Annotated in this window: 28 protein-coding genes; 18 read left to right on the top strand and 10 right to left on the bottom strand. The window is 64.0% G+C overall.

Annotated elements, in window-relative coordinates:
• The first annotated feature begins 73 nt into the window (after nucleotides 1–73).
• The 11 genes from WKB25_RS00140 to map all read left to right on the top strand — a co-directional run bounded on the left by WKB25_RS00140 (nucleotide 74) and on the right by map (nucleotide 8,716).
• Complete coding sequence (locus WKB25_RS00140) at nucleotides 74–910, top strand: alpha/beta fold hydrolase (RefSeq protein ID WP_340567998.1); 837 nt, start codon at nucleotides 74–76, stop codon at nucleotides 908–910.
• Nucleotide 911: 1 nt separating this feature from the next.
• Nucleotides 912–1,271 (top strand): EamA family transporter, encoded by a 360-nt coding sequence (locus WKB25_RS00135; RefSeq protein ID WP_340567997.1) that lies wholly within the window; start codon nucleotides 912–914, stop codon nucleotides 1,269–1,271.
• Nucleotides 1,268–1,666: a DMT family transporter gene (locus WKB25_RS00130; protein ID WP_340567996.1), complete on the top strand. Its 399-nt coding sequence runs from the start codon at nucleotides 1,268–1,270 to the stop codon at nucleotides 1,664–1,666. The genes WKB25_RS00135 and WKB25_RS00130 overlap by 4 nt, the downstream gene beginning before the upstream one ends.
• The gene (locus tag WKB25_RS00125; RefSeq protein ID WP_340567995.1) at nucleotides 1,663–2,865 is read left to right on the top strand and encodes a DegT/DnrJ/EryC1/StrS family aminotransferase; all 1,203 of its coding nucleotides are present in this window, start codon (nucleotides 1,663–1,665) and stop codon (nucleotides 2,863–2,865) included. The genes WKB25_RS00130 and WKB25_RS00125 overlap by 4 nt, the downstream gene beginning before the upstream one ends.
• A 161-nt stretch (nucleotides 2,866–3,026) precedes the next feature.
• On the top strand, nucleotides 3,027–3,713 hold the full coding sequence (locus tag WKB25_RS00120) for an MtnX-like HAD-IB family phosphatase (protein ID WP_340567994.1): 687 nt from the start codon (nucleotides 3,027–3,029) through the stop codon (nucleotides 3,711–3,713).
• 48 nt (nucleotides 3,714–3,761) lie between these two features.
• Nucleotides 3,762–5,162 carry an aminotransferase class III-fold pyridoxal phosphate-dependent enzyme gene (locus WKB25_RS00115; protein ID WP_340567992.1) on the top strand — a complete coding sequence of 467 codons (1,401 nt, stop codon included), beginning with the start codon at nucleotides 3,762–3,764 and terminating at the stop codon, nucleotides 5,160–5,162.
• A gap of 32 nt (nucleotides 5,163–5,194) precedes the next feature.
• Entirely contained in the window at nucleotides 5,195–6,259 is a 1,065-nt protein-coding gene (locus WKB25_RS00110) for a GNAT family N-acetyltransferase (RefSeq protein WP_340567990.1), read from the top strand.
• Between the two features lie 3 nt (nucleotides 6,260–6,262).
• Nucleotides 6,263–7,147, top strand: a complete 885-nt coding sequence (locus WKB25_RS00105) for a hypothetical protein (RefSeq protein ID WP_340567988.1) — start codon at nucleotides 6,263–6,265, stop codon at nucleotides 7,145–7,147.
• A 136-nt stretch (nucleotides 7,148–7,283) separates the two neighbouring features.
• On the top strand, nucleotides 7,284–7,643 hold the full coding sequence (locus WKB25_RS00100) for a VOC family protein (protein ID WP_340567987.1): 360 nt from the start codon (nucleotides 7,284–7,286) through the stop codon (nucleotides 7,641–7,643).
• A gap of 67 nt (nucleotides 7,644–7,710) precedes the next feature.
• Nucleotides 7,711–7,923, top strand: coding sequence for a ParD-like family protein (locus WKB25_RS00095; protein ID WP_340567985.1), 213 nt, complete (start codon nucleotides 7,711–7,713; stop codon nucleotides 7,921–7,923).
• 10 nt (nucleotides 7,924–7,933) lie between these two features.
• Nucleotides 7,934–8,716, top strand: coding sequence for a type I methionyl aminopeptidase (gene map / locus WKB25_RS00090; protein WP_340567984.1), 783 nt, complete (start codon nucleotides 7,934–7,936; stop codon nucleotides 8,714–8,716).
• Here map and WKB25_RS00085 read toward each other — a convergent pair.
• Nucleotides 8,713–9,294 (bottom strand): LysE family transporter, encoded by a 582-nt coding sequence (locus tag WKB25_RS00085; RefSeq protein ID WP_340567982.1) that lies wholly within the window; start codon nucleotides 9,292–9,294, stop codon nucleotides 8,713–8,715. The genes map and WKB25_RS00085 overlap by 4 nt on opposite strands.
• Nucleotides 9,295–9,398: 104 nt before the next feature.
• On the opposite strand from WKB25_RS00085, the gene WKB25_RS00080 reads away from it, so the two are divergent.
• The 5 genes from WKB25_RS00080 to WKB25_RS00060 all read left to right on the top strand — a co-directional run bounded on the left by WKB25_RS00080 (nucleotide 9,399) and on the right by WKB25_RS00060 (nucleotide 15,082).
• A complete protein-coding gene (locus WKB25_RS00080) occupies nucleotides 9,399–10,292 on the top strand; it encodes a LysR family transcriptional regulator ArgP (RefSeq protein WP_340567979.1) in 894 nt (297 codons plus the stop codon).
• Between the two features lie 111 nt (nucleotides 10,293–10,403).
• A complete protein-coding gene (locus WKB25_RS00075) occupies nucleotides 10,404–11,780 on the top strand; it encodes a TolC family protein (RefSeq protein ID WP_340567977.1) in 1,377 nt (458 codons plus the stop codon).
• Complete coding sequence (locus WKB25_RS00070; protein WP_340567975.1) at nucleotides 11,773–12,786, top strand: efflux RND transporter periplasmic adaptor subunit; 1,014 nt, start codon at nucleotides 11,773–11,775, stop codon at nucleotides 12,784–12,786. Before WKB25_RS00075 ends, WKB25_RS00070 begins: the two co-directional genes overlap by 8 nt.
• Nucleotides 12,771–13,958: an ABC transporter permease gene (locus tag WKB25_RS00065; RefSeq protein ID WP_340567972.1), complete on the top strand. Its 1,188-nt coding sequence runs from the start codon at nucleotides 12,771–12,773 to the stop codon at nucleotides 13,956–13,958. The genes WKB25_RS00070 and WKB25_RS00065 overlap by 16 nt, the downstream gene beginning before the upstream one ends.
• On the top strand, nucleotides 13,955–15,082 hold the full coding sequence (locus tag WKB25_RS00060) for an ABC transporter permease (protein WP_340567970.1): 1,128 nt from the start codon (nucleotides 13,955–13,957) through the stop codon (nucleotides 15,080–15,082). Before WKB25_RS00065 ends, WKB25_RS00060 begins: the two co-directional genes overlap by 4 nt.
• Before the next feature lie 253 nt (nucleotides 15,083–15,335).
• On the opposite strand, the gene WKB25_RS00055 is transcribed toward WKB25_RS00060, so the two are convergent.
• The 4 genes from WKB25_RS00055 to WKB25_RS00040 form a co-directional block, all read right to left on the bottom strand.
• Nucleotides 15,336–15,704: a glycine zipper 2TM domain-containing protein gene (locus WKB25_RS00055; RefSeq protein WP_025873797.1), complete on the bottom strand. Its 369-nt coding sequence runs from the start codon at nucleotides 15,702–15,704 to the stop codon at nucleotides 15,336–15,338.
• A 154-nt stretch (nucleotides 15,705–15,858) separates the two neighbouring features.
• Nucleotides 15,859–18,081 (bottom strand): methyl-accepting chemotaxis protein, encoded by a 2,223-nt coding sequence (locus WKB25_RS00050; protein ID WP_340567968.1) that lies wholly within the window; start codon nucleotides 18,079–18,081, stop codon nucleotides 15,859–15,861.
• A 206-nt stretch (nucleotides 18,082–18,287) separates the two neighbouring features.
• Nucleotides 18,288–18,680, bottom strand: a complete 393-nt coding sequence (locus WKB25_RS00045) for a hypothetical protein (RefSeq protein ID WP_340567967.1) — start codon at nucleotides 18,678–18,680, stop codon at nucleotides 18,288–18,290.
• Complete coding sequence (locus tag WKB25_RS00040; RefSeq protein ID WP_340567966.1) at nucleotides 18,680–19,252, bottom strand: hypothetical protein; 573 nt, start codon at nucleotides 19,250–19,252, stop codon at nucleotides 18,680–18,682. The genes WKB25_RS00045 and WKB25_RS00040 overlap by 1 nt, the downstream gene beginning before the upstream one ends.
• Between WKB25_RS00040 and WKB25_RS00035 the strand changes: the two genes are divergently transcribed.
• The gene (locus WKB25_RS00035) at nucleotides 19,251–19,478 is read left to right on the top strand and encodes a hypothetical protein (protein WP_340567964.1); all 228 of its coding nucleotides are present in this window, start codon (nucleotides 19,251–19,253) and stop codon (nucleotides 19,476–19,478) included. The genes WKB25_RS00040 and WKB25_RS00035 overlap by 2 nt on opposite strands.
• A 138-nt stretch (nucleotides 19,479–19,616) precedes the next feature.
• On the opposite strand, the gene WKB25_RS00030 is transcribed toward WKB25_RS00035, so the two are convergent.
• Both WKB25_RS00030 and WKB25_RS00025 read right to left on the bottom strand, forming a co-directional pair.
• Nucleotides 19,617–19,856: a hypothetical protein gene (locus tag WKB25_RS00030; RefSeq protein ID WP_165376620.1), complete on the bottom strand. Its 240-nt coding sequence runs from the start codon at nucleotides 19,854–19,856 to the stop codon at nucleotides 19,617–19,619.
• A complete protein-coding gene (locus WKB25_RS00025) occupies nucleotides 19,856–20,650 on the bottom strand; it encodes a hypothetical protein (protein WP_340567962.1) in 795 nt (264 codons plus the stop codon). Before WKB25_RS00025 ends, WKB25_RS00030 begins: the two co-directional genes overlap by 1 nt.
• Before the next feature lie 135 nt (nucleotides 20,651–20,785).
• On the opposite strand from WKB25_RS00025, the gene WKB25_RS00020 reads away from it, so the two are divergent.
• A complete protein-coding gene (locus WKB25_RS00020) occupies nucleotides 20,786–21,748 on the top strand; it encodes an IS5 family transposase (RefSeq protein ID WP_340567960.1) in 963 nt (320 codons plus the stop codon).
• 107 nt (nucleotides 21,749–21,855) lie between these two features.
• Here WKB25_RS00020 and WKB25_RS00015 read toward each other — a convergent pair whose 3' ends face one another.
• The 3 genes from WKB25_RS00015 to WKB25_RS00005 form a co-directional block, all read right to left on the bottom strand.
• Nucleotides 21,856–24,036, bottom strand: coding sequence for a hemagglutinin repeat-containing protein (locus WKB25_RS00015; RefSeq protein WP_340567959.1), 2,181 nt, complete (start codon nucleotides 24,034–24,036; stop codon nucleotides 21,856–21,858).
• Nucleotides 24,037–24,305: 269 nt separating this feature from the next.
• Entirely contained in the window at nucleotides 24,306–24,500 is a 195-nt protein-coding gene (locus WKB25_RS00010) for a hypothetical protein (RefSeq protein ID WP_340567958.1), read from the bottom strand.
• Nucleotides 24,497–25,173: toxin C-terminal domain-containing protein (locus WKB25_RS00005; protein ID WP_340567956.1), on the bottom strand; the 677-nt coding region annotated here is incomplete at its 5' end. The genes WKB25_RS00005 and WKB25_RS00010, both read right to left, overlap by 4 nt.

Here is a 25,173-nt window from a genome sequence, read left to right as displayed (position 1 = left end):
AGGGCCGTTGAAAGGTTGCCGAAAATCGCGCTTGCGATGCTGAGCTTCCCGACTGCCGCGCTGGAGCCGACTGGTGCCTGCATCCCATGAGTTCTTTCTTCCCGGTGGCCCGCAGGGTGTCCTGCTGATCCATGGCCTGACCGGCACGCCGGCCGAAATGCGCATGCTGGGCAAAGGCCTGAACAACGCAGGCTTCAGCGTGCACGGCGTGCAGTTGCCGGGCCACTGCGGCAGCGTCGAGGACCTGCTGCAGACCCGCTGGGAACAGTGGTACCAGGGCGTGGAAGATGCGGCGGCAAACCTGCGCGGCAAGGTCGACCAGTTGTTCGTGGGCGGGCTGTCGATGGGCGCGGTGCTGGCGCTGGCACTGGCCGCGCGCCGGCCGGACTGGGTTTCCGGCGTGGGCGTGTACGGCGCCACCTTCCGCTACGACGGCTGGAACATTCCGGCGGTTGCGCGCTTCTCGTTCCTGTTGCCGTGGTTCAAGCGCCTGGGCATCGGCCGCGACCGCATGTTCATGGAAGAGCCGCCGTACGGCCTGCGCGACGAGCGCCTGCGCGCGCAGGTCAGCGCCGCCATGCTGTCCGGTGACAGTGCTGCTGCCGGCCTGCCGGGCAATCCGTGGCATGCGTTGGCCGAAATGCGCGCACTGAGCACCTGGACGCGCCGTCACCTGCACCAGGTCACGGCACCGTGCCTGGTGATGCACGCCCGCGAGGACGACGTGGCCAGCATGGGCAATGCCGAACTGGTGATCTCACGCGTCAGCGGACCGACCGAACTGGTGGTGCTGGAAGACAGCTACCACATGATCACCATCGATCGCGAACGGCGCGAGGTGATCCGCCGCAGCGCGCGCTTCTTCAGCGACATCGGCGAACGTGCGGGCGTGCTGCAGGCGGTCGCCTGAGATGGGATCGCTTGCCACCCTGCTGTGGCTGGTCAACGTGGTGCTCGACACCGGTGGCCAGTTGGCCTTCAAGGCCGCCGCCAGCGACCCGCAGAACGGCGAAGGCCTGCAGCGCTGGAAACACATGTTCGGCCGTCCCTGGCTGTGGCTGGGCATCGCCTGCTACGTGCTTGAATTCGTCGCCTGGATCGCGTTCCTGTCGCTGGTACCGTTGTCGCAGGGCGTGCTGCTCGGCTCGATCAACATCGTCGCGCTGATGGTTGCCGGCCGCATCCTGTTCCGCGAGCGGCTGACGCCGTTGCGGGTGACCGGCATGCTGCTGGTCAGCGCCGGTGTTGCCGTGGTTGGAGCCGGAACATGAGGCGGCTGTACCTGGTCGGCTTCCCGCTGCTGATGGCCTTCGACACCCTGGCCCAGCTGTGCTTCAAGTATGCCGGCGACGCCGCGCTGCCGGTCGAGGCCAATACCGCGTGGCTGCTGCGCGTACTGTCACAACCCTGGGTGTACGGCGCGATGCTCGGTTACGTCGGCGCGTTCTTCACCTGGATGAGCCTGCTGCGGCACGCGCCGATCGGCCCTGCGTTCGCGGCCTCGCACCTGGAAGTGATCAGCGTGTTACTGCTGTCTGCGTGGCTGCTGCACGAGCCGTTGACGCTGCATCACCTGATCGGTGCGGTGCTGATCGTGGCCGGCATCATCTGCCTGGGTCGCGCCGAAGCGGATGATCCGCACGCTGCAACTGAAGCAGCCCCGTGAGCCTGCTGCCGCGCGAGCTGCCACCTACCGCCGGCCTGCCGCTGCAGGCCGGCGATTTCCTTCCCGGCGGCGGTGACCTGTGCGCGATTCTCGCCGAGCAGCTGGGCACGCCGTCGCTGCAGCTGACCTGCTCGGGCACCCACGCCCTGCTGATCGCCCTGCGCACCCTGCGCAGCCGCGCGCCGCAGCGCGATACGGTGATCCTGCCGGCCTATACCTGCCCACTGGTACCGATTGCCGTGCACAGTCTCGGCCTGCGCATACAGCTGTGCGATACCCGCCGCGACCATTTCGATTTCGACCCGGCAGCACTGCATGCCGCCGCCGACGCACGCACCCTGGCGATCATTCCCACGCATCTGGGCGGGCGTATCGCCGATGTCGATCGCACATGTGCCATTGCACACCGCGTCGGCGCGTGGGTGATCGAGGACGCTGCGCAGGCACTGGGTGCACGCGTGGCCGGCAACAGCGTCGGCCTGCGCGGCGATATCGGTTTCTTCAGCCTGGCCGCCGGCAAGGGCCTGAGCCTGCATGAGGGCGGTCTGCTGCTGACGCATGACGAAGCACTGCGTGCGGCATTGATCGAGCAGGCCGCAGCACACACGCCCTTCAGCCTGCGCTGGGAGCTGACCCGCAGCCTGCAGCTGCTGGGACTGGCGGCCTGCTACCGCCCTTCCCTGCTGTCGCTGGTGTATGGAAACCCGCTGCGGCGTGCCCTGCGCAGCGGCGACCTGGAAGCTGCAGTGGGTGATGTGTTTCCGTTGGATATTCCGCAGCATCGCGTCAGCCGCTGGCGGCAGAACGTCGGTGCACGCGCAGCACAGCGCCTGCCCGCCTTCCTGCAGGCGGCCCGCCTGCGGGCGCTGCAGCTGCGCGTGCAGCTGGAGTCGCTGCCTGCCGTTGAAGTGGTGGACGGAATGCCTGGCACCCTTGGCACCTGGCCGATGCTGATGCTGCTGCTTCCCAGCGAACGTGCGCGTGACAAAGCGCTGTCCACGCTGTGGCAGCGCGGCCTGGGTGTCAGCCGCATGTTCATCCATGCCCTGCCGGACTACGCCTATCTGCGAGGCGTCGTCGCAGACACGGATGTACCCAATGCCCGCGACTTCGCCGCACGCTCCCTGACCGTGGGCAACAGCCCCTGGCTGACCCATGAAGACACCCGCGAGATCGTGAAGGTACTGGCGCGCCAATAGTGGCTGAAGCCAGGCAAGGCCTGCTCCGCGTCACTGGCTGAACGCTTCCCGAGCGCCTCCATTCGAGCTTTCAGCCGGAAAGGAACGAGAAAGACGGCATGCCTACATTGGCCCCGTCGCCGGCATCGTGCCAAGGCCTCTCTTCATCGACGGAGCTGCCCATGCAATGGAGCATCCTGTGTGACTTCGATGGCACCATCAGCCTCGAGGACGTCATCGATTCACTGTTGGAAAAATTCGGCCAGCCCGGTTGGCAGCAGCTGGAAGACCAGTGGCGTTCCGGTGAGATCGGCTCGCGTGAATGCATGCAGGGCCAGGTCCGCCTGCTGAAGCTGGATCCGGCCACCCTCGATGCACACCTGGACCAGGTACGCATCGATCCGGGCTTCGCCGCCTTCGTCAATCGCGCACACGCATTGGGCCTGCCACTGCGCATTGTCAGCGACGGCCTGGACTACGCGATCCATCGCATCCTCGCCAACCATGGCTTGCCAACGCTGCCTGTAGTGGCGAACCACCTGCGCTGGTGTGACGACCATTGGCAGCTTGAATCCCCGTACCAGGCCGAAGGCTGCCGCAGCGGCACCTGCAAGTGCACCTGCGCGGCGCAGGCACGTGCCGACGAAGCCCCCCGCGTGCTGATGATCGGTGATGGTGCCTCGGATTTCTGCGTATCCGAACACGCCGATTTCGTCTTCGCCAAGCGTCGCCTGGTCTCCCATTGCACCAACGCCGGCATTCCCCACGCCGCCATCGACACCTTCCACGACGCTACTGCGCTGCTGCCGCGCCTGCTCGAAGGCAGCCTGCTTCAGCCCTCGCTTCCGCGGCTGCTCGCCACCGCCTGATCGCTCCGCCCGTTGCTTCCTTTGAATGCCCTCTCCGGAACCGAACCGATGAATATTTTTGACAAGAACACCGATGCCGCCATCACCGATGCGCAGCTGCTGGCAGACGAAGCCCGCTACAGCTCCTTCGGCGACACCGTGCACTACGTCGATCCGCCGAAGATCTTCCAGTGCTGCGAAGGCAGTTACATGTTCGATGCCGCCGGCACCCCGTACCTCGATCTGCAGATGTGGTACTCGGCGTGCAACTTCGGTTACGCCAACCAGCGCCTGAACAATGCGCTGAAGGACCAGATCGACGCCCTGCCGCAGGTCGCCAGCCAGTATCTGCACCCCACGCGCGTGCAGCTGGCCAAGACCATCGCGGTGGACATGCACGAGAAGTTCGGCCTCGATGGCCGCGTGCACTTCAACGTCGGTGGTGCGCAGGCGGTGGAGGATTCGCTGAAGATCGTCCGCAACGCGCGCAACGGCAAGAGCCTGATGTTCGCGTTTGAAGGCGGCTACCACGGCCGCACCCTCGGTGCCTCGTCCATCACCTCCAGCTACCGTTACCGCCGTCGTTACGGCCACTTCGGCGAACGCGCGATGTTCATCCCGTTTCCGTATCCGTTCCGTCGCCCGAAGGGCATGACCCCGGACGAATACTCCGACCACTGCGTGCACCAGTTCGAGCGCCTGTTCGAAAGTGAGTACAACGGCGTGTGGGATCCCAAGGTCGGCCAGGCTGAGTACGCCGCGTTCTATGTCGAGCCGATCCAGGGCACCGGCGGCTATGTCATTCCGCCGCGCAACTTCTTCAAGGGCCTCAAGCGCGTGCTGGACAAGTACGGCATCCTGATGGTCGTCGATGAAATCCAGATGGGCTTCTGGCGCACCGGCAAGCTGTGGGCCATCGAACACTTCGATGTCACCCCGGACGTGTTGGTGTTCGGCAAGGCGCTGACCAACGGCCTCAATCCGTTGTCGGGCCTGTGGGCACGCGAAGAGCTGATCAACCCGACCGTGTTCCCGCCGGGCTCCACCCATTCCACCTTCAACTCCAATCCGCTGGGCACGCGCCTGGGTCTGGAAGTGCTGAAGCTGGGCAAGGAAATGGACTACGAGCGCACCGTGCCGGAGAAGGGCGCCTACTTCCTCGACGGCCTGCGCGGCCTGCAGAAACGCCATCCGGAAATCGGCGATGTCGACGGCCTCGGCCTGGCCCTGCGTGCAGAAATCTGCGCCGCCGATGGCTTCACTCCGAACCGTGAACTGCTGGACCGCATGGTCGACATCGGCCTGGCCGGCGACCTGCTGCACGACGGCAAGCGCATGGGCCTCGTGCTCGATGTCGGTGGCTGGTACAAGAACGTGATCACCTTCGCGCCTTCGTTGAACATCACCTACGAAGAGATCGATCTGGCGATCACCCTGCTGGACCAGCTGCTGACCAAGGCCAAGGGCTGAGCTCGAATGCGCTGCCGGTTCCCGTGCGCCGCATGGACATGATTCCGCGTGTATCCAGCACCGCGCTGGAACCGGCCGCGCTGCTGGAGGGCTTCCTGGCCCACCCGCCCCTGGGCTTCGATGCCAGCCGCCTGCCCAGTGGCCTGCCCAGCTTCCGTGCACCGCTGGATCTGACCACGACCCTGGACGATGCACTGCGCTCGCGCCTGCTGGGGTTGCCGCTGTCGCGCCTGTGGCGGCCGTGGCTGACCTGGCAGACGCGGTTCATCGGCGCCACCAGCACCGAGTACACACCGCTGCCGGCACATGTGTCGGCGGCTGCACTGGCCGACGACGTGCTGCGTCACGGCGTCGGTGACAGCCGGCTGCTGGTGGTCAAGGACCTGGCGATCGATTCCCCCTTGCTGGACGACGCCGCCAACGCACACAGCCAGGCGTTCCTGCAGGCGCTGCTGGAACGTGGGTTCATCCAGCTGGAAGGCATGCCACTGGCATGGGTGGCGATCGATTTCGACTGCATCGACACCTACCTGGCGCGCCTGTCCACTGCGCGGCGCAAGAACATCCGGCGCAAGCTGCGCTCGCGTGCCCACCTGCAGATCGACTGCATCGCTACCGGCGACCCCGCCCTTGCCGAGCCACGGCTGCAGGCCGAACTGCACGCACTGTACCTGCAGGTGTATGCGCAAAGCGCCGTTCATTTCGACCAGCTAGACCTGGCCTTCTTGCAGCACCTGCTGGCAGACACGCAGGGCCAGGGGCGCTTGTTCCTCTACCGCCACAACGGCGAGCTGATCGGTTGGAACCTGTGCTACGTTCACGCCGGCAAGCTGGTGGACAAGTACATCGGCCTGTCCTATCCGCAGTCGCGCGACCACAACCTGTACTCGGTCAGCTGGATGCACAACCTGGAATACGCGTTGCAGCACGGCCTCAGCCACTACGTCGCCGGCTGGACCGACTCACGCATCAAGGCCGAACTGGGAGCCCGCTTCACCTCCACCGTGCATGCGGTGCACGCGCGTTCGCCCCTGCTGCGCGCCGCCCTGCGCAGGCTGGCCCCGCACCTGCAGGCTGAGCCGGACGGTGGGGGCTGACCGATGCAACTGCGCCCCCCGCTGATCCTCGACCTCGATGGTGGCGTACTGCCATTGCCGCAGGCACGCACGCTTGCGCTGCAGCACTGGCATGACCCGCTGCGCTTTGCCTGCCGCAACGCCACGCTGTCACGCTTCGCCAATGACGTTCTGTTGCCGTTGCCGGCACAACTCGGCACGGTGATGCTCGGCAGCGGCGATTTCCACCATCTCAGCCTGCCACTGCTGCAGCGCCTGCATACGCGCGCCCCGTTCCAGCTGGTGGTGCTGGACAACCACCCTGACAACATGCGCTTTCCCTTCGGCATGCACTGCGGTTCCTGGGTGAATGCCGCCGCCGCGTTGCCGCAGATATCGCATGTGCATGTACTGGGCATCACCTCCACCGATATCGGCCTGGGCCATGCGTGGGAGAACCACTGGCGCCCCTTGCTGGAGCGACGGCTGACCTACTGGTGCATGGACGTGGATGTGGGCTGGGCCAGCCGCGTGGGCATGGCAGGTGCCTTCCGCCGCTTCGAACATCCCGAGGCACTTGTTGCCGCATTCGCCGCCGAACAGGCGCAGGCGCCGCGGGCCACCTATCTGTCGATCGACAAGGACGTGTTCGCCGAAGAGGTAGCACGCAGCAACTGGGACCAGGGCCGCTTCCAGCTTGAACATGCGCTGATGGTGATCGAGGCCCTGCGCACCGGTGGACTGGTGGGCAGCGATATCACCGGCGAGGTGTCACTGCCCAACTACCAGAGCCGTTTCAAGCGCTGGCTGTCGTCGCTGGATGGGCAACCCGACATCGCTGCCAGCGATCTGCCAGCCTGGCAACAGCAGCACCAGCAGGTGAACCGCGAACTGCTGGCGGCGATGGCCGCAGTGCCGACTGCCTGCTGAGTGCTTTTTTGTAGAGCCGAGCCATGCTCGGCTGCTGTTCGCGGTCCCCTGAGTCGAGCATGGCTCGACTCTACAAAAGGCGATAGCCGAGCATGGCCCGGCACTACACTGGCCTCCCGCCCCCGGAGCCGCCGTCATGCCCCAGACCGTCATCCCTCAGTTGCGCATGCGCCATGCCGATACCAGCCTGCCGTTCTATGTGCAGGGCCTGGGCTTCCTCGTCGACTGGGAGCATCGCTTCGAACCCGGCTTCCCGCTGTTCGCCCAGCTCACCCGCGAGGGCCAGACGATCTTCCTGACCGAACACACCGGTGACTGCGAAGTGGGCGGCGCGGTGTATTTCATCGTCGCCGACGTCGATGCCCTGCATGGTGCTTTCAGCGCTGCCGGGGTACCCATCGAGCAGCCGCCACACGATACGGATTGGGGAAGCCGCGAAATGCTGATCGTCGATCCGGACGGCAACCGCCTGCGCTTCGCCACCGACGCTGGCTGAATGCCCCGGGCTTGAGTGACGATATACGTTTCGTATACGCTTCGTATATTCCCTGTCGAGAACGCCCATGGGCATCGTCAACATCGATGACACCCTGCACGACCAGCTGCGCCGTGCCTGCACCGTCTCCAACCGCTCGATCAATGCCCAGGCCACGTTCTGGATCCGGGTCGGCATGCTGTGCGAGATGAACCCGACCCTGAGCTTCCAGGACGTCGTCGCCAGCGAACTGCGCGCCGCCGGCGTGCAGCCGCAGCCGCTTGCGCCCGGGCGGGCCTGAGCCGATGGCCATGATCAAGCGCCCCGACGAGATCGACCACATGGCCGAGTCCGGACGACTGCTGGCGCAGGTCTTCGCCATGCTCGACACCCTGCCGCTGCAGGGCCGCAGCACGCTGGAGATCAATGACATCGTCGAACGCATGATCCTCGACGACCTGCAGGCGCGGCCCGCCAGCAAAGGGCAGTACGGGTTCCCGTACGTGCTCAATGCCTCGATCGACAACGTCATCTGCCACGGCATGCCGTCGGCCGATGACGTGCTGCGCAACGGCCAGATCGTCAACCTCGACATCACGCTGGAGAAGAACGGCTACATCGCCGATTCCAGCACCACGTATCTGGTGGGTGAAGTCGACTACGCCGCGCGCAAGCTGGTGCAGGTGACCTACCAGGCCATGTGGAAGGGCATCGCCGCCGTGCGGCCCGGCGCGCGCTTGGGCGATATCGGCCACGCCATCGCCCGCCATGCCCGCAGCCACGGCTACAGCGTGGTCAAGGAGTACTGCGGGCACGGTATCGGCCAGGAAATGCACGAGGAGCCACAGATCCTGCACTACGGTCATGCCGGCACCGGCATGGAACTGCAGGAAGGCATGGTGTTCACCATCGAGCCGATGCTCAACCAGGGCAAGCCGGCGATCCGCCAGCAGCCCGACGAATGGCCGGTGTATACCCGTGACGGCAAGCTTTCAGCGCAGTTCGAGCACACCGTGGCCGTGACCGGCAGTGGTGTACGCGTGCTGACCCTGCGCCCCGGCGAGACCCCGTTGTGCGCGGTGGATGCGACCTAGAGCGGGCGCAGCAGCAACAGCAGCGCAAGGCACAGCATGAACACCGCTACGCCTGCATCCAGCACCCGCCATGCGGCCGCGTTGCGGAACACCGGCTGCAGCAACCGTGCACCGAATCCCAGCCCGCAGAACCAGAGCACGCTGGCCACGCAGGCGCCCGCCGCGAACGCCCAACGCAGGTCGCCCGGATAGCGCGTGGACAGGCTGCCCAGCAGCACCATCGTATCCAGGTAGACGTGCGGGTTGATCAGGGTGAAGGCCAGGCAGGCCAGCAGCACCTGCCGCCGGCTGCCCCCACTGGCATCGGCCGCGGCCAGCGCGCTGCCACCGCGCCATGCGCGCAGCCCGGCCTGCAGGCCGTAGCACAGCAGGAAGGCGGCCCCGCCGAAGCGCAGCACCTGCAACAGCAGCGGCCACTGCAGCACCAGCGCTCCCATGCCGCCCATGCAGGCCAGCACCACCATGCCCACGTAGCGACGCTGCAGGCCCTGCCGCAGCACGAAGGCGTTCTGCGCGCCGATGGCGATGATCAGGCCGGCGCCCGCGAACAGGCCGGCCAGGGCCGCAGCAATCCACATCCGACGCTCTCCACCGTGAAAGAAGGCGCAGGGTGCGACCAACGGCCCCGTTAAGGCCAGCTGGTTTTTCTTTATCCTGTGCAGAAAAACTGAAGAGGCATCGCGTGGACCTGGTACATCCGCAGTTGAGCGCCTTCACCGCGGTGCTTGAAGAAGGCAGCTTCGAGGCTGCCGCACGCCGCCTGTCGATCAGCCCATCGGCGTTGTCGCAACGGATCAAGGCGCTTGAGGACCGGCTGGGCCAGGTACTGGTGGCACGGCAGGCGCCATGCCGGCCTACCGCTGCCGGCGAAGTACTGCTGCGGCGGGTGCGGCCGATGCAGGAACTGCAGGCCGAAGCGCTGGCCGAACTGCTGCCGGAACGCGGCAGCGATGCCACCCGCACGCCGATCCCGCTGGCGGTCAACGACGATTCGCTGGATACCTGGTTCGTCGCCGCCATCGCCGAACTGCACCAGCGCCACGGCTACCTGTTCGACCTGCGCATGGACGACCAGGAACATACCCTGGAACTGCTGCGCAACGGCAGCGTACTGGGCGCGGTCACCGCCGAACGCAAACCCCTGAAGGGCTGCAACGTGCATCCGCTGGGCGCGATGCGCTACCACGCCATCGCCTCACCGGCATTTGCGCGGCGCCACTTCAGCAAGGGCATGCAGGCCGACGCGTTGGCGTCGGCGCCGATGATCGTGTTCAACCGCAAGGATGAACTGCAATGGCGCTTCCTGCGCAGGCTGACCCGCGCGCGAATGCAGCCGCCCGTACACTACCTGCCCTCCTCCACCGGCTTCGTCGATGCTGCCGCGCGTGGGCTGGGCTGGTGCCTGGCGCCGGAGGCCCTGGTCACGCCAGCGGCAGAGGCCGGGCAGATAGTGGTGCTGGAACCCCGTCGCTGGCTCGACGTACCCTTGTTCTGGCAGCATGCCGCCGTGCGTTCGAGCACGTTGCAGCACATCACCCACGCACTGCGCACCGCCGCTGGCAATACCCTACGTTGAAAAGAGCATGATCCAGACCACCGCAGACCCCGGCTTCACGCGCGGACCACTACCGTTTGCCCACTTCTTCACTACAGGAACGGCATGCGCCTGAGCTGCCCACGGACAAGAATGCATCGCGCGCTCGGCGCTGCCGGCCTGGCCTTGCTGGCCAGCCTGCCGCTGGCTGCAGCGGCACAGACCAGCGCGCCTCCCGCACTGGAATGGGAACAGGCGCGGCAGCGCCTGGAACAGGTCTCCGACGCACTGGCCGCTGCTGATGCCGGCGTGCGCAACAAGGAAGAACTGCAGGAAGCCACCCGCCTGCTGCGCCTGCCGGAGATCACCGGCGAAGTGCGCCGCCTCCAGTTCCAGAAGACACTGACCCTGCCGCTGGGCTCACTGGCACCGGTGGCCGAAGCCTATGGCATCGACTCGCCGCTGTCGTTCACCGAACGCGATTGGCGCACGCGGCCGGTGGTCACTGCAGTGCTGCCGCTGTACACCGGCGGCCTGATTCCCGCCGCGCAGCGTGCTGCCGGCGCGGCCAGCGAACAGGCCAGCGCCGAGCGCGAAGCGCAGCGGCAGTCGCTGACCGTGCAGCTGGCCCAGGCCTACTTCGGCCAGCGCCTGGCCGAACAGGCAGTGGTCGTGCGCCGCGATGTGCGCGATGGTTTGAACCGCCACCTGTCCGATGCCGAAAAGCTGGAACGCGAAGGCTTCGCCACGCGCGCGCAGCGCCTGCAGGCCACCGTCGCCCGCGACAAGGCCGAGCGCGAGTACCAGAAGACGCTCAATGACCTGGCCACGCTGAAGGCTGCGCTGGCCACCCTGCTGCGCAGTGGCGGCGATGTGCAGCCGTTGTCACCGCTGTTCGTGCAGCGTACCCCGCTGGAACCGGTCGCCAGCTTCGAGCGCACCGCACAGGCACGGCAGCCGCAGATCGCGCGGCTGCGGGCGATCGTCGCGCAGGCCGAACAGGGCGTTCGCGTGCAGCAGGCCAAGCTCAAGCCAACGGTATTCCTGTTCGGCCAGTACGACTTCCGCCGCCGCGACGAAATGCTGACCGATCCGGACTGGGCGTTCGGCATCGGCCTGAAGTACACCTTCCTGTCGCCGAACTCACGGCCAGCACAGATCAGTGCAGCACGCGCGCAGCAGGAGCAGGCCGAGGCCGGCCTGCGCGAGGCCGAGAACCAGGTTGCACTTGGTGTGCGCAAGGCCTGGAACGCGCTGGAAACCGCACGCCAGCAGTTCATGCTGCTGGACAGCAGCATCGCCCAGGCCGACGAGAACCTGCGCCTGCAGGAGCTGGCCTTCCGCGAAGGCCAGGCCACCTCGCTGGACGTGATCGATGCGCGGCTCGGCCTCGGCGGTGCCCGCGTCGAACGTGCGCAAGCCGCCTACCAATACGATATCGCCTTGGCGCAGTTGCTTGAGGTGAGTGGACAGATGGACCGCTTCGAAGACTATCGGCGGCGTGCAGACGAGGTGATCGATCATGAGTGATGTGTTGCACGACGAAGCAACGACGCCCCCAGGCAAGCGCCGGCTGGGGCCGATTCTGCTGGTGCTGCTGCTGGTAGCAGTGGTGCTGGGCCTGTGGCTGGCCTGGCGCAGCCCCGCCGACCAGATCCAGGGCATGGCCGACGCCGACACCCTCAACGTGTCGGCCAAGATCACTGCGCGCGTGGCCGAACTGAAGGTGCGCGAGGGTGATCGCGTGCAGGCCGGACAAGTACTGTTCCTGCTCGACAGCCCCGAAGTGGCGGCCAAGGAACAGCAGGCGCACGGCGCGCTGGCTGCAGCGCAGGCGGTGGCCGACAAAGCCAACGACGGTGCACGTAGCGAAGACATCCGCGCGGCCGAAGCCAACTGGAAGCGCGCCGAAGCCGGCGCCACGCTTGCCGAAGCCACCTACCGGCGCGTGCAGAACCTGTTCAACGAAGGGGTGATGACCCGGCAGAAGCGCGACGAAGCCGCTGCCCAGGCCACCAGCTCACGCGAGCTGGCGCGCGCCGCCCGCGCCCAGTACGACATGGCATTGGCCGGTGCGCGCGAGCAGGACAAGCGTGCCGCACAGGGCCAGGTGCAGCAGGCGCAGGGCGCGGTGGCGGAAGTCAACGCCGCACGTGTGGAAGTGGAAGGTCGCGCACCGGTAGCCGGTGAAATCAACAAGCGCATGGCCGATCCGGGCGAGCTGGTACCGGCTGGCTACCCGGTATTCACCCTGGTCGACATCGACCGCATGTGGGTGTCGATGAACCTGCGCGAATCGCAGATGCAGGGCCTGAAGGTCGGCAGCAAGCTGCGTGGCAGCGTGCCGGCGCTCGGCAAGGACGACGAATTCGAGGTCTACTTCATCAATCCTGCGGGCGACTACGCCACCTGGCGCACGACCCGGCAGTCATCGGGCTATGACGTGCGCAGCTTCGAAGTGCGGGTGCGCCCGGTACGCCGCATCGAGGGCTTCCGCCCCGGCATGAGCGTGCTGTTCGCATGGCCGCAGCACTGAACACCAGCCGCAGCGGCTTTGGCAGCTCATGGCAGCGTGAACTGCGTCGGTTGCGCAGCAACCGTGCAGACCTGGCGCTGGTCACCCTGCTGCCATTGTTGATGCTGGTGGTGATGGCCTGGATGTTCTCCGCATCGGTGATGCGTGACGTGCCGATTGCCGTGGTCGACCTGGACCACAGCAGCGACAGCCGCCTGCTGCTGCGCATGCTGGATGCCAGCCCCGGTGTGCGCATCACCAGCCAACCGGCAGGCATGGAGGAGGCACGCGCGCAGCTGCGCCGGCTGGAGGTGTTCGCGGTGGTGCTGGTGCCGCGCGATGTGACCCGCCAGGCGTTGCGCGGCCGGCAAGGCACGGTGTTTTCCTATTACAACGCCACCTACATGACCACCGGCCAGTCCGCCGCGCGGGATATCGGCGATGCAGTATCGGCATGGAACGCGCGGCTGCTGCGCGAACGCATCGGCCTGCAGGTCGGGCCGGGCAAGCTGCGTGCCGCGCCCATCGCGGTGCAGTCGGACATCCTGTTCAATCCGGCGCGCAGCTACGAGCTGTTCCTGCTGCCACTGATCTTCCCGGCGGTGCTATCGCTGGTACTGGCGCTGGCGGTGGCCGGCAGCCTCGGCCGCGAAATCCGCGAGGGCACCCTGCCCGCCTGGTTGGGCCAGACGCCGTGGTCGGCCATTGCCGGCAAGGTGCTGCCCTACGTGCTGCTGTTCTCGTTGTACGGCGCGCTGGGCGCGGCCTACCTGGCCTGGCTGCGCGGCGACGGCATCGCCGGCAGTGTGGTTCTGCTGCTGCTCGCACAGCCGCTGTTCTACCTGGCCACCGCGGCCTATGCACTGTTCTTCGTCGGCGTCACCCGCGACATGGGCACCGCGCTGTCCGCCGTAGGTCTGAGCATCGGCACCGCACTGGCCTTTTCCAGCGCCACGTTCCCGGTGATCGACGCGCCGTTGTTCACCCGCGTCTGGCACCTGCTGCTGCCGCTCAGCGCCTACATCAAGCTGCAGACCCAGCAGCAGTTCATCGGCTCGCCACTCGTGGTTTCGCTGTGGCCGCTGGCCACGCTGCTGCTGATGATCCTGGTTGCTGGTGGCATCGGCGGCTGGCGCCTGCTGGCGTTCGCGCGCACGCCGCAGGCCGCGCAGCCGGCTGGGGCAGGCACATGAGCCGGATCTGGCACAGCCTGCGACAGACCCTGCTGGCCGTGCTCTGCGACCGTTATGCGATCGTGGTGATGGTCGGCGCGGTGATTCTGTACTCGTTCTTCTACCCCGCCGCCTATCGCCACCAGGTGGCCGGCAACCTGCCCGTGCTGGTGGTCGATGAAGACCACAGCGCGACCAGCCGCGAACTGCTGCGCAAGCTCGATTCGCTGCGCGTGGCCCATGTGGTCGGGCAACCAGCCGATCTGCAGCAAGCACGTGCACAGCTGGAAGCCGGCCATGCCGAAGGCATCGTGCTGATCCCGGCCAACCTGGAGCGCGACATCCTGCGTGGCCATCCGGCCAAGCTGGTACTGCTCGGCAACGGCGCCTATCTCGGTCGCGCCAGCTGGGTGCTGGGCAGCGTGGCAGATGCACTGGGTGCGTTCGGCCGCGAAGCAGCGGTCACCCAGGCCGCGTTCATGGGCGCGCCACAGGCACCTCCGGTCACCCTCGTGCAACGGCCGCTGTACAACACGCAGGAAGGCTATGGCAGCGCGATCGTGCCCGGCGTGGCCGAACTGATCGTGCATCAAACACTGCTGATGGGCATCGGCGTCCTGCTCGGCGGCCGCCGGCTGGTGCTGGGCCGGCGCCTGCGGTTCGACCTGCCGACCTTGACCGGCATGGCCCTCGGCTTCGGCCTGATCGGGCTGTTCGGGCTGTTCTGGTACGCCGGCTTCACTGCATGGGTGCAGGACTATCCACGTGGCGGCAACCCGCTTGGCCAGTTGCTCGGCGGTACGCTGTTCATCGCTGCCACAGTGGCGTTCGGCCTGTTCGTCGGCAGCTTCTTCCGCACCCGCGAACGCGCCTTCCAGTACATCATCGCCACCTCCATCCCGCTGTTCTTCCTGGCCAGCCTGTCGTGGCCGGCGGTGATGACTCCGCGCCCACTGGTGTGGCTGGCACAACTGCTGCCGACTACCTCCGGTATCAACCTGATGGTCCGACTGAACCAGATGGACGCCAGCCTGGCCGAGGTCAGCCACGAACTGATCACCCTGACTGCCCTGCTGGTGCTGTACAGCGCCCTCGCCCTTTGGCGCCTGCACAGCAAAAAGGGGACGGAGGCGATTGCGTCGTAATCGACACGAAGGGGGAGAAAACGGTTTGATCCCCTCCGTCCCCTTTTACGGCTCCGGCGCGTACCAGAACGGGATGCTGTATTCGTGCCGACCGCTTGGGCCGCGCGGCGCTGCGCGATGGATTCCGGTGATGCGGACCACAACGCTTGGAAGTACTTCTTCTCCAGGAAGGACTGGGCCTGAAACGAAGAACGCCGGCACAGGGCCGGCGTTCGGGGTACAGCAGTGTGGAAGGGGCTATCGCATGAAGGGATCAGCGATAGACGCGCTCACAACGGCGCTCGACCACGCGGTCGCCGGTCTTCTGCTGATGGTTGCCCTGGATCTGTCGGCCGGCTGCACCGCCCGCCACGGCACCGGCCACGGTTGCCAGCTTCTTGCCGTTGCCGCCGCCTACCTGGTTGCCCAGCAGACCACCGACCACGGCGCCGGTGGCGGTACCGGTGATGCGGTTGGGATCGCGGGTATTGCGCTGCACTTCCACGTTCTTGCAGACCACGCGGCTGCCATCGTTGAACTTGCGGCCTTCATCACGCGGGCCGTAATTCTGTGCGCCAGCAACGGACGACGCCGCCAGCAGGGTGCCCAGCACCATCAATCGGGTCGAGGTCTTCATGGCCATCTCCTGTGCTCCGGTATGGCGCAAGTGTCTGCCTGCGGGTGGCAACTGCAGGTGAAATCCGCGTCTGCGGGGATTGAGCGGCCACCATCGGTTCAGGAAACAAAAATGCGCCCATCGCGACCAGCATCGCGATGGGCGCCGTCTCCCACCCGGCCTAGAACTCTTCCCACCCACCCGTGTTGGCCGCGAGCGAGGGCGCGATCCGAGGCGGCACGCCGGTCACGCGACGCACCGGCGGCACACTTGCAGCAACCGCGGCCAACATCGGACGGACTGCTGCCGCCGCCACCGAAGCCCCGGTGCGGAACACCGACACCGCCTCGGCCAACAGGTTGGCCTGCTCCTCCATCGAACGTGCTGCAGCACTGGCCTCTTCCACCAGCGCGGCGTTCTGCTGGGTGGCTTCATCCATCTGCATCACGGTCTGGTTGACCTGCTCGATACCGGAACTCTGCTCCTGCGAGGCCGCCGAGATCTCCGCCATGATGTCGGTCACCCGCTGCACCGAGGCGACGATCTCGCCCATCGTGGTGCCCGCCTGACGCACCAGCGCCGAGCCGTCGGACACCTTGCCCACCGACTCCTCGATCAAGCCCTTGATCTCCTTGGCCGCACCCGCCGAGCGCTGCGCCAGCGTGCGCACCTCACTGGCCACGACGGCAAAGCCCCTGCCCTGCTCACCCGCGCGCGCCGCTTCCACGGCGGCGTTGAGCGCCAGGATGTTGGTCTGGAAAGCGATGCCATCAATCACGCTGATGATCTCGGCGATCTTCTTCGACGACGCTTCGATGGCGCTCATGGTGGTCACCACCTGGCCGACCACCTCGCCGCCCTGCGAGGCCACCCCATGTGCACCGATCGCCAGCTGATTGGCCTGGCGCGCGTGTTCGGCGTTCTGCTTCACCGTGGAGGTCAGCTCCTCCATCGACGCTGCCGTTTCTTCCAGGTTGGCCGCCTGCTGCTCGGTACGCCGCGACAGATCGGTATTGCCCGAGGCGATTTCCCCCGCTGCCAGATTGATGCTGGATGCACTGGCCTGGATGCGGCCGACGATCTGGGTCAGCTGCTCGACGGTCGCGTTGCAGTCGTCGCGCATGCGGGCGAACACGCCGTGGAAGTCGCCCTGCATGCGTACGGTCAGATCGCCACGTGAGATCGCCTGCAACAGGCACGACACCTGCACCAGGTTCTCGTCGGTGGTCTGCATCAACCGGTTCAGCCCGGTCACCATCTCGGCGAAATCGTGGTCAAAGCGTGTTTCGTCGCCACGCAGGCTGAAGTCACCGGCTGCAGCAGCTGTTGCCAATCGGCGGATCTCACCGTTGATGGCCGACAGGCTGGACTTGGTCTCGTCCATCGCCTGGGTGATCGCCGCTTTTTCGCCAGGCAGACGATCCATGTCCACCGACAGGTCGCCGCGCGCGTAGTGCTTCATCACCTCGATCAGGCGGTTCTGCACGTGCACGTGGGAACCCACCAGCGCGTTGGTGTCATGCACCATCCGCCCGTAATCGCCGGGGAAGGCGCTCTCGTCCATGCGATAGCCCAGGCTGCCGTCATCATGCTGCCGCGCCATCTCGCCCTGCGCCGCCATCACCGCCTGCAACTGCCCCTGCATGCGCTGCATGGACTTCAGCAACTGGGTCACCTCGTCATTGCCCGAGGCATCGATGACGTTGTCCAGGCGACCGTTGGCAATGCCATCGGCCAGCTTCACCGCGCCCGCCAAGGGGCGGGTCAGGCTGCGGGTGATCGCCCACGCAGCCAGTGCACCGAGGATCAGGCTGAGCACACCGAAGGCGATGGACAGGGTTCCCGTCCACGCTTCCGTGGCGCGGTATTCCTCACGGCTGCGTTCGGTCAGGGCTTCCTGGTGCCGCAGCAGGCTGGAGATCGCTCCATTCCAGGCGGTGGCCAGACCGTGCTCGGCCAGCAGCTCGGTGGCTGCACCGTCGTAGTCGCCCGCCTTCATCCGCTCGTGCAGTTGTCGAGTGGAGACGTCGGTGGCCTTGCGTGCCGCCGCGATCTGCGCCACCAGCGTATCGCCGGTGGCATCGCGAGGAATCTTGACGTACTTGTCCCAGATGCCGTCGTAGGTACGGCTCAGTTCCTGCGCCCGCTGGTAGTCCTTGTCGAACTCCTCGCCACGCTTGATCACCATCAGGCGGCGATGCATCAGCACCGCGTTGTTGGTATCGAGCATGTCGTTCAACAACCGCATCTTGACCATGTTCACGCCCACTACTTTCTCGAACTGGGCGGACTTCAGATGGTTTCCGTACAACACCAGGCCGACGATGGCCAGGATGAACAGCAACAGCAGACCGAAGCCGGCAGAAAGCCGGGATCCCACACGGAGGTTGCGTAAGGCGAGCATCTCAATCCCCTTGATCGTGGCCCTATATCGGTGGCGGCACGGGCAAGGGAAACTTTATGGGTCAATTTTATTATATCGATCCAAAAATCTAAAACTGTGCAGACAGGTGTGAAATCAGGCAACCCACAGATGCTCTATATCCAGAAGGCATATCGATACATGCAGAAAAAACCAGACCGAACCGGGATAGCCCCCGTCATGCGGCATTATGGGGCAGCAGGCCCAGGGCAGACCAAATCCTGTCCGAGCCTTGCTGCATAGATGCTCTCGAACTGGAACGAGAGCACAAACCGGAACCCGCACGTCGCGGCGTAGCACCTGATGAAACGGCAGATTTCCTCCCAGGCGCTTTCAAATCCGCTCGCGCGGAAATGAAACGAGCCGAGCAGTCCAACCATCCACTCGGCTTCAACTCCTTCGGCTACGACAGCCTCCGGCGGATCGACGATGCCGAACCCGAAGCCGGTGTTGGACGCTGGGAAATACCCATGCAGATCGTCAATGCCGTTGGAGTACTCGGCCCGGATCGAATCCAGGGCATGCAGAACGGCATCGAGGTCGGCGCCGGCTTCGACCTCGAGAAACAGCGAAATGCTCATTACTTGCGCAAGCCGATGAGGGTATGCCTGTTGAAGAACCGCATCTTCCCCTGGATGGTGAAGTCCGTGCGCCTGATTTCACCCAGCATCATTTCGCGCTGTTCGTCGTTCAACGTGCAGGGCTCCATAACATTGGCCTCCAGCACGCGACCTGGGGGCGCCAAACGCAACTCGACAATGCAGGCATTGCCGTCGGTCGGAATGCCGGCAGGCCACGCCGTCATTGCGATCGCACGCATCTGCTCCTGGTATTCCTCACGCTCCACTTCCTCCAACTGCGGATCCAGCGGATCCGGCAGGTTCGACGCCACGTGCACGGGAGACGGCTTGGGCGCTGGCTTCGGTATCGAACCAACCATCAGATTGATCAGGGTGTTCTGTGAGGCCGTTACCGCCAAGGCGATCACCAGAGCGGTGTAGCTGATATCGCCAGCCTTGCGCAGCTCAAGGTGCCACCGGTGTGCCCCGCGATGCTCGGCATCGACCTTGTGGACAATCCTTCGACAGTGCGCCAGGTACAGCGGATTCGCCAGGATTCCAGCAAGTACGCGAAACACCACGAAAGAAGGCATGGACAACCATGGCAGCCCCATCATTACTCATGCTTGGCTTGCAACTCGCCGCATGCCAGCCATTCTCAAAATGGCCGGCCATGTCTCAGCGCCGCCCCCCGCTCCTGCTGCTTCACCAGATACAAGCCGTCGCGTGCATCAAAGCATTACAGGCGCCTATCCACAGAAATTGACTCCCAAGATGGAGCAATCGAATTCTCCTCAAGATAAGTTTCAAGATCCCTGAACGGAGAAGCACCGATGTCAATCAAAGAAAACCAGACAGCATCACATTCGTCGCAGACAAATATCTGAACCCCACTCCTCTTGACATGAGCCTCAAATATCTCACCTTGCTCACAACGCGGACAAATCATAAAAAACCTCACTGTACAGGATATGCAGATATTATTTTATTGGTACCAGGTTTAACAATAATTCTTATATTTTTCTCGCCGGCAGTGCCAATCACCCGCCCCATTGGGACGATGAATGCTCCCGGATCTCCTGGCACCGCTGCCCCCTTCATCCTCCAAGCCTCGTCGATAAGAGAAATCAACTTGGATCTATCCTCAACGAAAACGGAATGCGTCAATTTTGCTGGGTTTGGAATCGTATGTGCCATTACATGTTTGATACGATTTCCATGCGTAGAGCCCATTCCATAGTCAAGCCCCCCCCCGGACTACTCCAAGTCTTGGTTACTTTGTTGAACGTCAGGGGAGTGCCAATGTTCGCACCCATTGTGCCTGCTGTTGCCTCTGCCCGGGACGCGGCCCCCTTCACAGCCTGCGCGGCCAGACTCTCCGCAACCTCCGCTGCAGCCTTGGCCCCTGGCACCTTCGTAAAGATAAGAAGAGGCACAGCTGCGAGGCTTCCGGACTCACCATCCCCCTTCAGTACATTCTTTATTACTGAACCCCACCCACCAATTTCTCCACTGAAGGTCTCGAGGATCATCACTCCATCACGGCCACGTGCACTCGTGGCGAGCTCAGCGAGCTGCCGGTTGTAGTCCAGCCTCACAGCTGCTTCTGTTTTACCTCCCTCCAGAAGTGCGGCGGTAAGCAGATTAAATTCGGCTCGCCGGGTGCCAAGCATATCCTTGTACAGGCTGTGGTCATTGCGGCGGTCATTGTCGAGTTCAATGAACCCTTCATGCTGCTTACCATCGGGCCCAACGAAAGTCATTGGGTTTGAGCCAATGAAACTTGACGCCGCAAAGTCTGACTCGTACGAGCCGTATATGTCATCCACGCGGGCGTAGGCTTCGCGCAACAGACGCCCCCGGGCCACATTGACCTGATCGGCACTACAGCTTTCCCCGCATCCAAACAGCAGATTGGCGAAGTCCTTTGCCTTTGCGGCCAGGAAATTAATTTCATCAGGATGCAACTGACGGTTGAACTGATCTCCCATAAGTGCCGTGCCTGCACCACTGGCGCCTCCCAGTGCGCCACCTAGGGATGCTCTGAACAACTACTTCGGCGGTGCCGTGCCGTGCCTTGGCCTGTCGCCTGAGAGACAATGGCGGCACACGTTGAGAAGCTATCGATGCAGCTGACATTTGGTGATGCCGAGGGCCTGGGCAAGCGCAAGCAGACCCGACGCGAGATATTCCTTGCGGAGATGGAGCAGGTAGTGCCTTGGAAGGCGCTGCTGGCTCAGATCGAGCCGCATTATCCGCGCTCAGATCGCGTGGGCCGGCCGCCGTATTCGATGGAGACTATGCTGCGCATCCACCTGCTGCAGCAGTGGTACGCGTTGAGCGATCCGGGGATGGAGGAAGCGCTGCACGAGATCGCTTCGATGCGGCTGTTCGCCCGGCTCAGCGGGCTCGATGTGATCCCGGATGAGAGCACGATCCTCAACTTCCGTCGTCTGCTGGAGAAGCATGGCCTGGCGGCGAATATGCTGGAGGCGGTAAATGCGCACCTTGCGCGCAAAGGCCAGAGCCTGCGCGCCGGAACGATCGTGGATGCCACGATCATCCACGCGCCCAGCTCGACCAGGAACACCAACAAGGCGCGCGACCCGGAAATGCATCAGACCCGCAAGGGCAACCAGTGGTACTTCGGGATGAAAGCGCATATCGGTGTTGATGAATTCTCCGGGCTGGTGCACCACGTCAAGTGCACGGCAGCCAATGTCAGCGATGTCACGGTCACCGACGCGCTGCTGCATGGCAAGGAAGAGTGCGTGTTCGGCGACAGCGGCTATACCGGTGCCGACAAGCGTGCAGAGCTGTCCAACTGCAAGGCGATGTTCTTCATCGCCGCCAAGCGCTCGCAGGTCAGGGCCGTTGGCGACGCGCGGGAACGCAAACAGGTGGAACGCTGGGAGAGCTGGAAGGCCAGCATGCGTGCCAAGGTCGAGCACCCGTTCCGGGTGATCAAACGTCAGTTCGGTTACACCAAGGCGCGCTACCGCGGCTTGGCCAAGAACACGGCACAGGTGCTGACATTGTTTGCACTGTCCAATCTGTGGATGGTGCGCCGGCAGCTGCTGCCGGCATAGGGATCAATCCGTCCGCAGGTGCCTGCCGGCACCACCCAAACGGCGAAAAACCGCACATCTGGCGCGCCTGCCGGACGTTGGTCGGGCCAAACCTGGAAACTCAGGACTCAGTGCTGGTTGTTCAGACCATCCCTAAGTGCCTCACTGCTGCGGCTCAGATCATCGTAGATCCCAAGATCGCCGGCCCAAGTGCCGTACTTGTACGCGACAGCAGCACCCACAAAGGCTTGGCAGGCTGGGCTTGCAGAGTTAGCAGTGCAGACTGAGAGCAACTCGTAATCCATGCTCCGGGACACTTCCTTCGACACATTCCGCACCATCTGTTGGCACGCCAGATCCGAGCCACACTCGTCCAGTTGCTCCTTAAGCACCAGCGCCTGCGGCTCGGTCAGGAAATTATTCTCAACAGAATTCCTGGCAATCCCCGCATTCAACGCGATGCCCGCCAGATCCTGTCCCGACAACCCGCCCGCCAGAGCTCCCACCGCCTGCGACAGCGCCAGAACTGTTTCCCTTTCCTGTGGGCTCAGCTTCGAGGGATCCCCGCCGAATAGCTTGTCCGTCAGGAACTTCGCTGCCAACTCACCACCACCGGCCGCAAGCGCCCCACTCCCCGCCGAGCCACCATTGGCCTCAGCCAACAACGCGCCCAGCAGCGCATGCGACAGCATCTGCATGGCCTCGCTGGGCACAGCACTCTGCTTGTTCGGGTCGAACGTCTTGCCAATCAGTTCAGCCGCATACGGTGCCAGCGCGTTGGAACCCAGCTGACCCAGCCCTTGGCCGGACATGCCTCCGACCAGTACGGTGGTTACCGCGCCAAGCGCGCGGCCATAGACACCGTCAGGAGCCCACTTCTGCTGCGTGACCAATGCCTCGGGGTATGACGGATCGAACACTTTCAGGCGATTGAACTGCTCGTCCCAAGGAAGGTCATCAAATACCCGTCTTTCTTCGACGCTCAGCCCTTCCCGATACTTGTCGGTGATCCTGTTCGCACCACTGCCAATGTCGTTGGCAATCTGCTGGCTTGTGGAAAGCACCGTCCCCGCCGCAGCCGCCATCGCCTGCTGGTCCGCCAGCAGCTTGCTGGCATCAGGCAACGCCTCCAGCGCACGATGCGCGGCACTGGCATCGGTGTTGATGCCCAGCTCCGCCGCCGTGGTCTGCTTGCCACCGATGGTGATGTTGCCTTCGGTCAGCGTTGCAAGCGTGGAGCTGCTGTCGCTGCCGCTCTCCGTCATTGGCGTACCCGGGCCACCGCGGGGGGCGGTAGTGCCCGCCTTCGGGTCCCAACCCTTCATCTGCCCGCCGGCACCGCCACTGATGCTGCCCGAGCTGGCCGAGTAGTCCATCTGGTTCTGCAGGTCGCTGAAGGTCAGCGTCTGCGCGGTCAGTTCACTGTTGGCCGCGTTGGTGCTGGCAATCGCGCCGCCAATCAGATTCACGTGTCCCGCATCCGCGTGATAGCCACCGTTGCCGGCAAACAAGCCACTCTGCTGGCCCACGCCCTGGTAGCTGCCCTCGGCCTTGCCTGCACTGACATAGCCATCGGCATTCCACGCATTACCGAAGGCCACCTGCACGCGCCCACCCACCTGGCTGTTCTTGGACATGCTCTCGGCCATGTCCTGCAGCGATTCGATGGTCAGCGTGCCGCCGGTCTTGACGTCGATGCGGTCGGCCGTGGCGGTCGCGCCGCGCAACGTGGTGTCACCCTCGGCCTCCAGCGAGATGTTCTGGCCGGTCAGCGTGGTGTTCTGCCAGGTGCTGCTGTCCGAGTTCGACTTGCTGCTGCCCACGCTGGCTTCGGCATACACATACACGCCCGTCTGCGCACCCACCACCACGCCGACGCCCACTTCGGCGCCTGCATTGCTGCTCTTGCTGCGGTCTGCCACGTGCGCCTTGCCCGCTTCCAGCAGGATGTCGCCGGCAGAATCCAGGTTGAGGGTGTTGCCCGCGCTCAGGTTGCCCTGGACTACGTGGATGTCGCCCGTCGTGCTGGTCAGGTTGACGTTGCCGCCGCCTTGGATGGTCGAGCCGCGCGAGACCGTGCTGCTGCCGTCTGCATTGCTGTTGGCGGTCTTGAAGCCGATGCCCGCTTCAGCACTGAACAGATCGCCGCTGCCGGCACGGCCGGACAGCGCCGAGATCGCACTGGCCGCTTGATAGGCGTTGGCGCCGGCGGCCATGCCCTGCATCTTCTGCAGACGATCATCGGACTGGCGGGCTGCGTCCACGTTGTTGATCAGGTCGATCAGCGGCGACTTCACCCGCGCGAACACGCCGATCTTCAGGTCCTTGTCGCTCTGCGAGCATGGACCCTCCCCCAGCAGGAACCATCAAGTCAAGGAAGAATTATTTTAAGCAAGAGCCACCCTATAAAACCAACGAGATCCTCACACAAAATACAGAAACGCCAAGATAAAAACCATAGCCACTCAGCAATCCCCCCCCCTCACTCGAACAACGCCACCCTACCAGCATCGCGCCATTTGAAATTTACTAACCCGCTTACCCTCGTCGCCGAATAACCAGAATCTCACCCCCATAACTAATCGCTCTCACCGAAGTAGAATAGCACGCACTTCCCACCATCCCTTCCAACCAGACTAATTGGCCTAACGGTATCACCACCATCAACTGAAATTTCTACGAACAGATCCTGATCTTCAAAAGTCATGAGCTCTTCGATCAAGTCCTTAATTGTTTTTCCGCGCACCACCCAAGAAGACTGCTCCAAGATCATTCTCCTATCCTATTCATTCTGGAATCAAAAGTACCAAGCCTAGTATCCCGGCTATTCAGCGCCTTCACTGTCCTAGCCGCCTTCCAAGCCCCACCATTATGACCATCAACATCTCTCGTGATAAATACTTTCCCATTAGTGAAAACAAGTTCGCCATCATGCGCAGTCTCCTTCACGCGTCTGAAGCCCAGAGCCGTCGCGGCAACAGTGGCCTCCTTATTAGTCGCATAAACCGGAGCAGCCGTCTGCCTAGGCAGTTGCTCAGAAGCACCAGATTTCGCCCCCTTCCCAAAACCTCCATTTCCGCCAACAATGTTAACAACCCCATACTTTCGAAGCAGTACCTTCGCAAGGCCCAACCCAAGCTCGGCAGATGCTTCCTTGGAGAAGATTCCGTACTGATCGACGGTCTTGTCAAAGTTGCCAGTCCACTGTGCAAGCGCAGCGACCGTGTACTCCTGAGGCATGATGTAGACAGGCTTTAGCCCGCCGTTTTCAAAGATGAGCTGGCGGTAAGCAGTTCCGTTCATGGAGTGCGCGAACGAGCTAAGTGCCTCACTGCTGCGGCTCAGATCATCGTAGATCCCAAGATCGCCGGCCCAAGTGCCGTACTTGTACGCGACAGCAGCACCCACAAAGGCTTGGCAGGCTGGGCTTGCAGAGTTAGCAGTGC

Origin of the sequence: Stenotrophomonas sp. G106K1, from assembly GCF_037969685.1 — a bacterium.
Classification (GTDB): Bacteria; Pseudomonadota; Gammaproteobacteria; order Xanthomonadales; family Xanthomonadaceae; genus Stenotrophomonas; species Stenotrophomonas lactitubi.
This window is presented reverse-complemented; position numbering and strand designations above follow the sequence as displayed.

Excerpts from the sequence above, each read along its gene's own strand:
- WKB25_RS00060 (WP_340567970.1), top strand. The coding sequence starts at position 13,955 with ATGAGCCGGATCTGGCACAGCCTGCGACAGACCCTGCTGGCCGTGCTC.
- WKB25_RS00065 (WP_340567972.1), top strand. The coding sequence starts at position 12,771 with ATGGCCGCAGCACTGAACACCAGCCGCAGCGGCTTTGGCAGCTCATGG.
- WKB25_RS00055 (WP_025873797.1), bottom strand. The coding sequence starts at position 15,704 with ATGGCCATGAAGACCTCGACCCGATTGATGGTGCTGGGCACCCTGCTG.
- WKB25_RS00095 (WP_340567985.1), top strand. The coding sequence starts at position 7,711 with ATGGGCATCGTCAACATCGATGACACCCTGCACGACCAGCTGCGCCGT.
- WKB25_RS00105 (WP_340567988.1), top strand. The coding sequence starts at position 6,263 with ATGCAACTGCGCCCCCCGCTGATCCTCGACCTCGATGGTGGCGTACTG.
- WKB25_RS00135 (WP_340567997.1), top strand. The coding sequence starts at position 912 with ATGGGATCGCTTGCCACCCTGCTGTGGCTGGTCAACGTGGTGCTCGAC.
- map (WP_340567984.1), top strand. The coding sequence starts at position 7,934 with ATGATCAAGCGCCCCGACGAGATCGACCACATGGCCGAGTCCGGACGA.
- WKB25_RS00030 (WP_165376620.1), bottom strand. The coding sequence starts at position 19,856 with ATGGCACATACGATTCCAAACCCAGCAAAATTGACGCATTCCGTTTTC.
- WKB25_RS00110 (WP_340567990.1), top strand. The coding sequence starts at position 5,195 with ATGGACATGATTCCGCGTGTATCCAGCACCGCGCTGGAACCGGCCGCG.
- WKB25_RS00040 (WP_340567966.1), bottom strand. The coding sequence starts at position 19,252 with ATGCCTTCTTTCGTGGTGTTTCGCGTACTTGCTGGAATCCTGGCGAAT.
- WKB25_RS00120 (WP_340567994.1), top strand. The coding sequence starts at position 3,027 with ATGCAATGGAGCATCCTGTGTGACTTCGATGGCACCATCAGCCTCGAG.
- WKB25_RS00070 (WP_340567975.1), top strand. The coding sequence starts at position 11,773 with ATGAGTGATGTGTTGCACGACGAAGCAACGACGCCCCCAGGCAAGCGC.
- WKB25_RS00045 (WP_340567967.1), bottom strand. The coding sequence starts at position 18,680 with ATGAGCATTTCGCTGTTTCTCGAGGTCGAAGCCGGCGCCGACCTCGAT.
- WKB25_RS00130 (WP_340567996.1), top strand. The coding sequence starts at position 1,268 with ATGAGGCGGCTGTACCTGGTCGGCTTCCCGCTGCTGATGGCCTTCGAC.
- WKB25_RS00115 (WP_340567992.1), top strand. The coding sequence starts at position 3,762 with ATGAATATTTTTGACAAGAACACCGATGCCGCCATCACCGATGCGCAG.
- WKB25_RS00075 (WP_340567977.1), top strand. The coding sequence starts at position 10,404 with ATGCATCGCGCGCTCGGCGCTGCCGGCCTGGCCTTGCTGGCCAGCCTG.
- WKB25_RS00050 (WP_340567968.1), bottom strand. The coding sequence starts at position 18,081 with ATGCTCGCCTTACGCAACCTCCGTGTGGGATCCCGGCTTTCTGCCGGC.
- WKB25_RS00035 (WP_340567964.1), top strand. The coding sequence starts at position 19,251 with ATGGACAACCATGGCAGCCCCATCATTACTCATGCTTGGCTTGCAACT.
- WKB25_RS00085 (WP_340567982.1), bottom strand. The coding sequence starts at position 9,294 with ATGTGGATTGCTGCGGCCCTGGCCGGCCTGTTCGCGGGCGCCGGCCTG.
- WKB25_RS00100 (WP_340567987.1), top strand. The coding sequence starts at position 7,284 with ATGCCCCAGACCGTCATCCCTCAGTTGCGCATGCGCCATGCCGATACC.
- WKB25_RS00010 (WP_340567958.1), bottom strand. The coding sequence starts at position 24,500 with ATGATCTTGGAGCAGTCTTCTTGGGTGGTGCGCGGAAAAACAATTAAG.
- WKB25_RS00020 (WP_340567960.1), top strand. The coding sequence starts at position 20,786 with ATGCAGCTGACATTTGGTGATGCCGAGGGCCTGGGCAAGCGCAAGCAG.
- WKB25_RS00025 (WP_340567962.1), bottom strand. The coding sequence starts at position 20,650 with ATGGGAGATCAGTTCAACCGTCAGTTGCATCCTGATGAAATTAATTTC.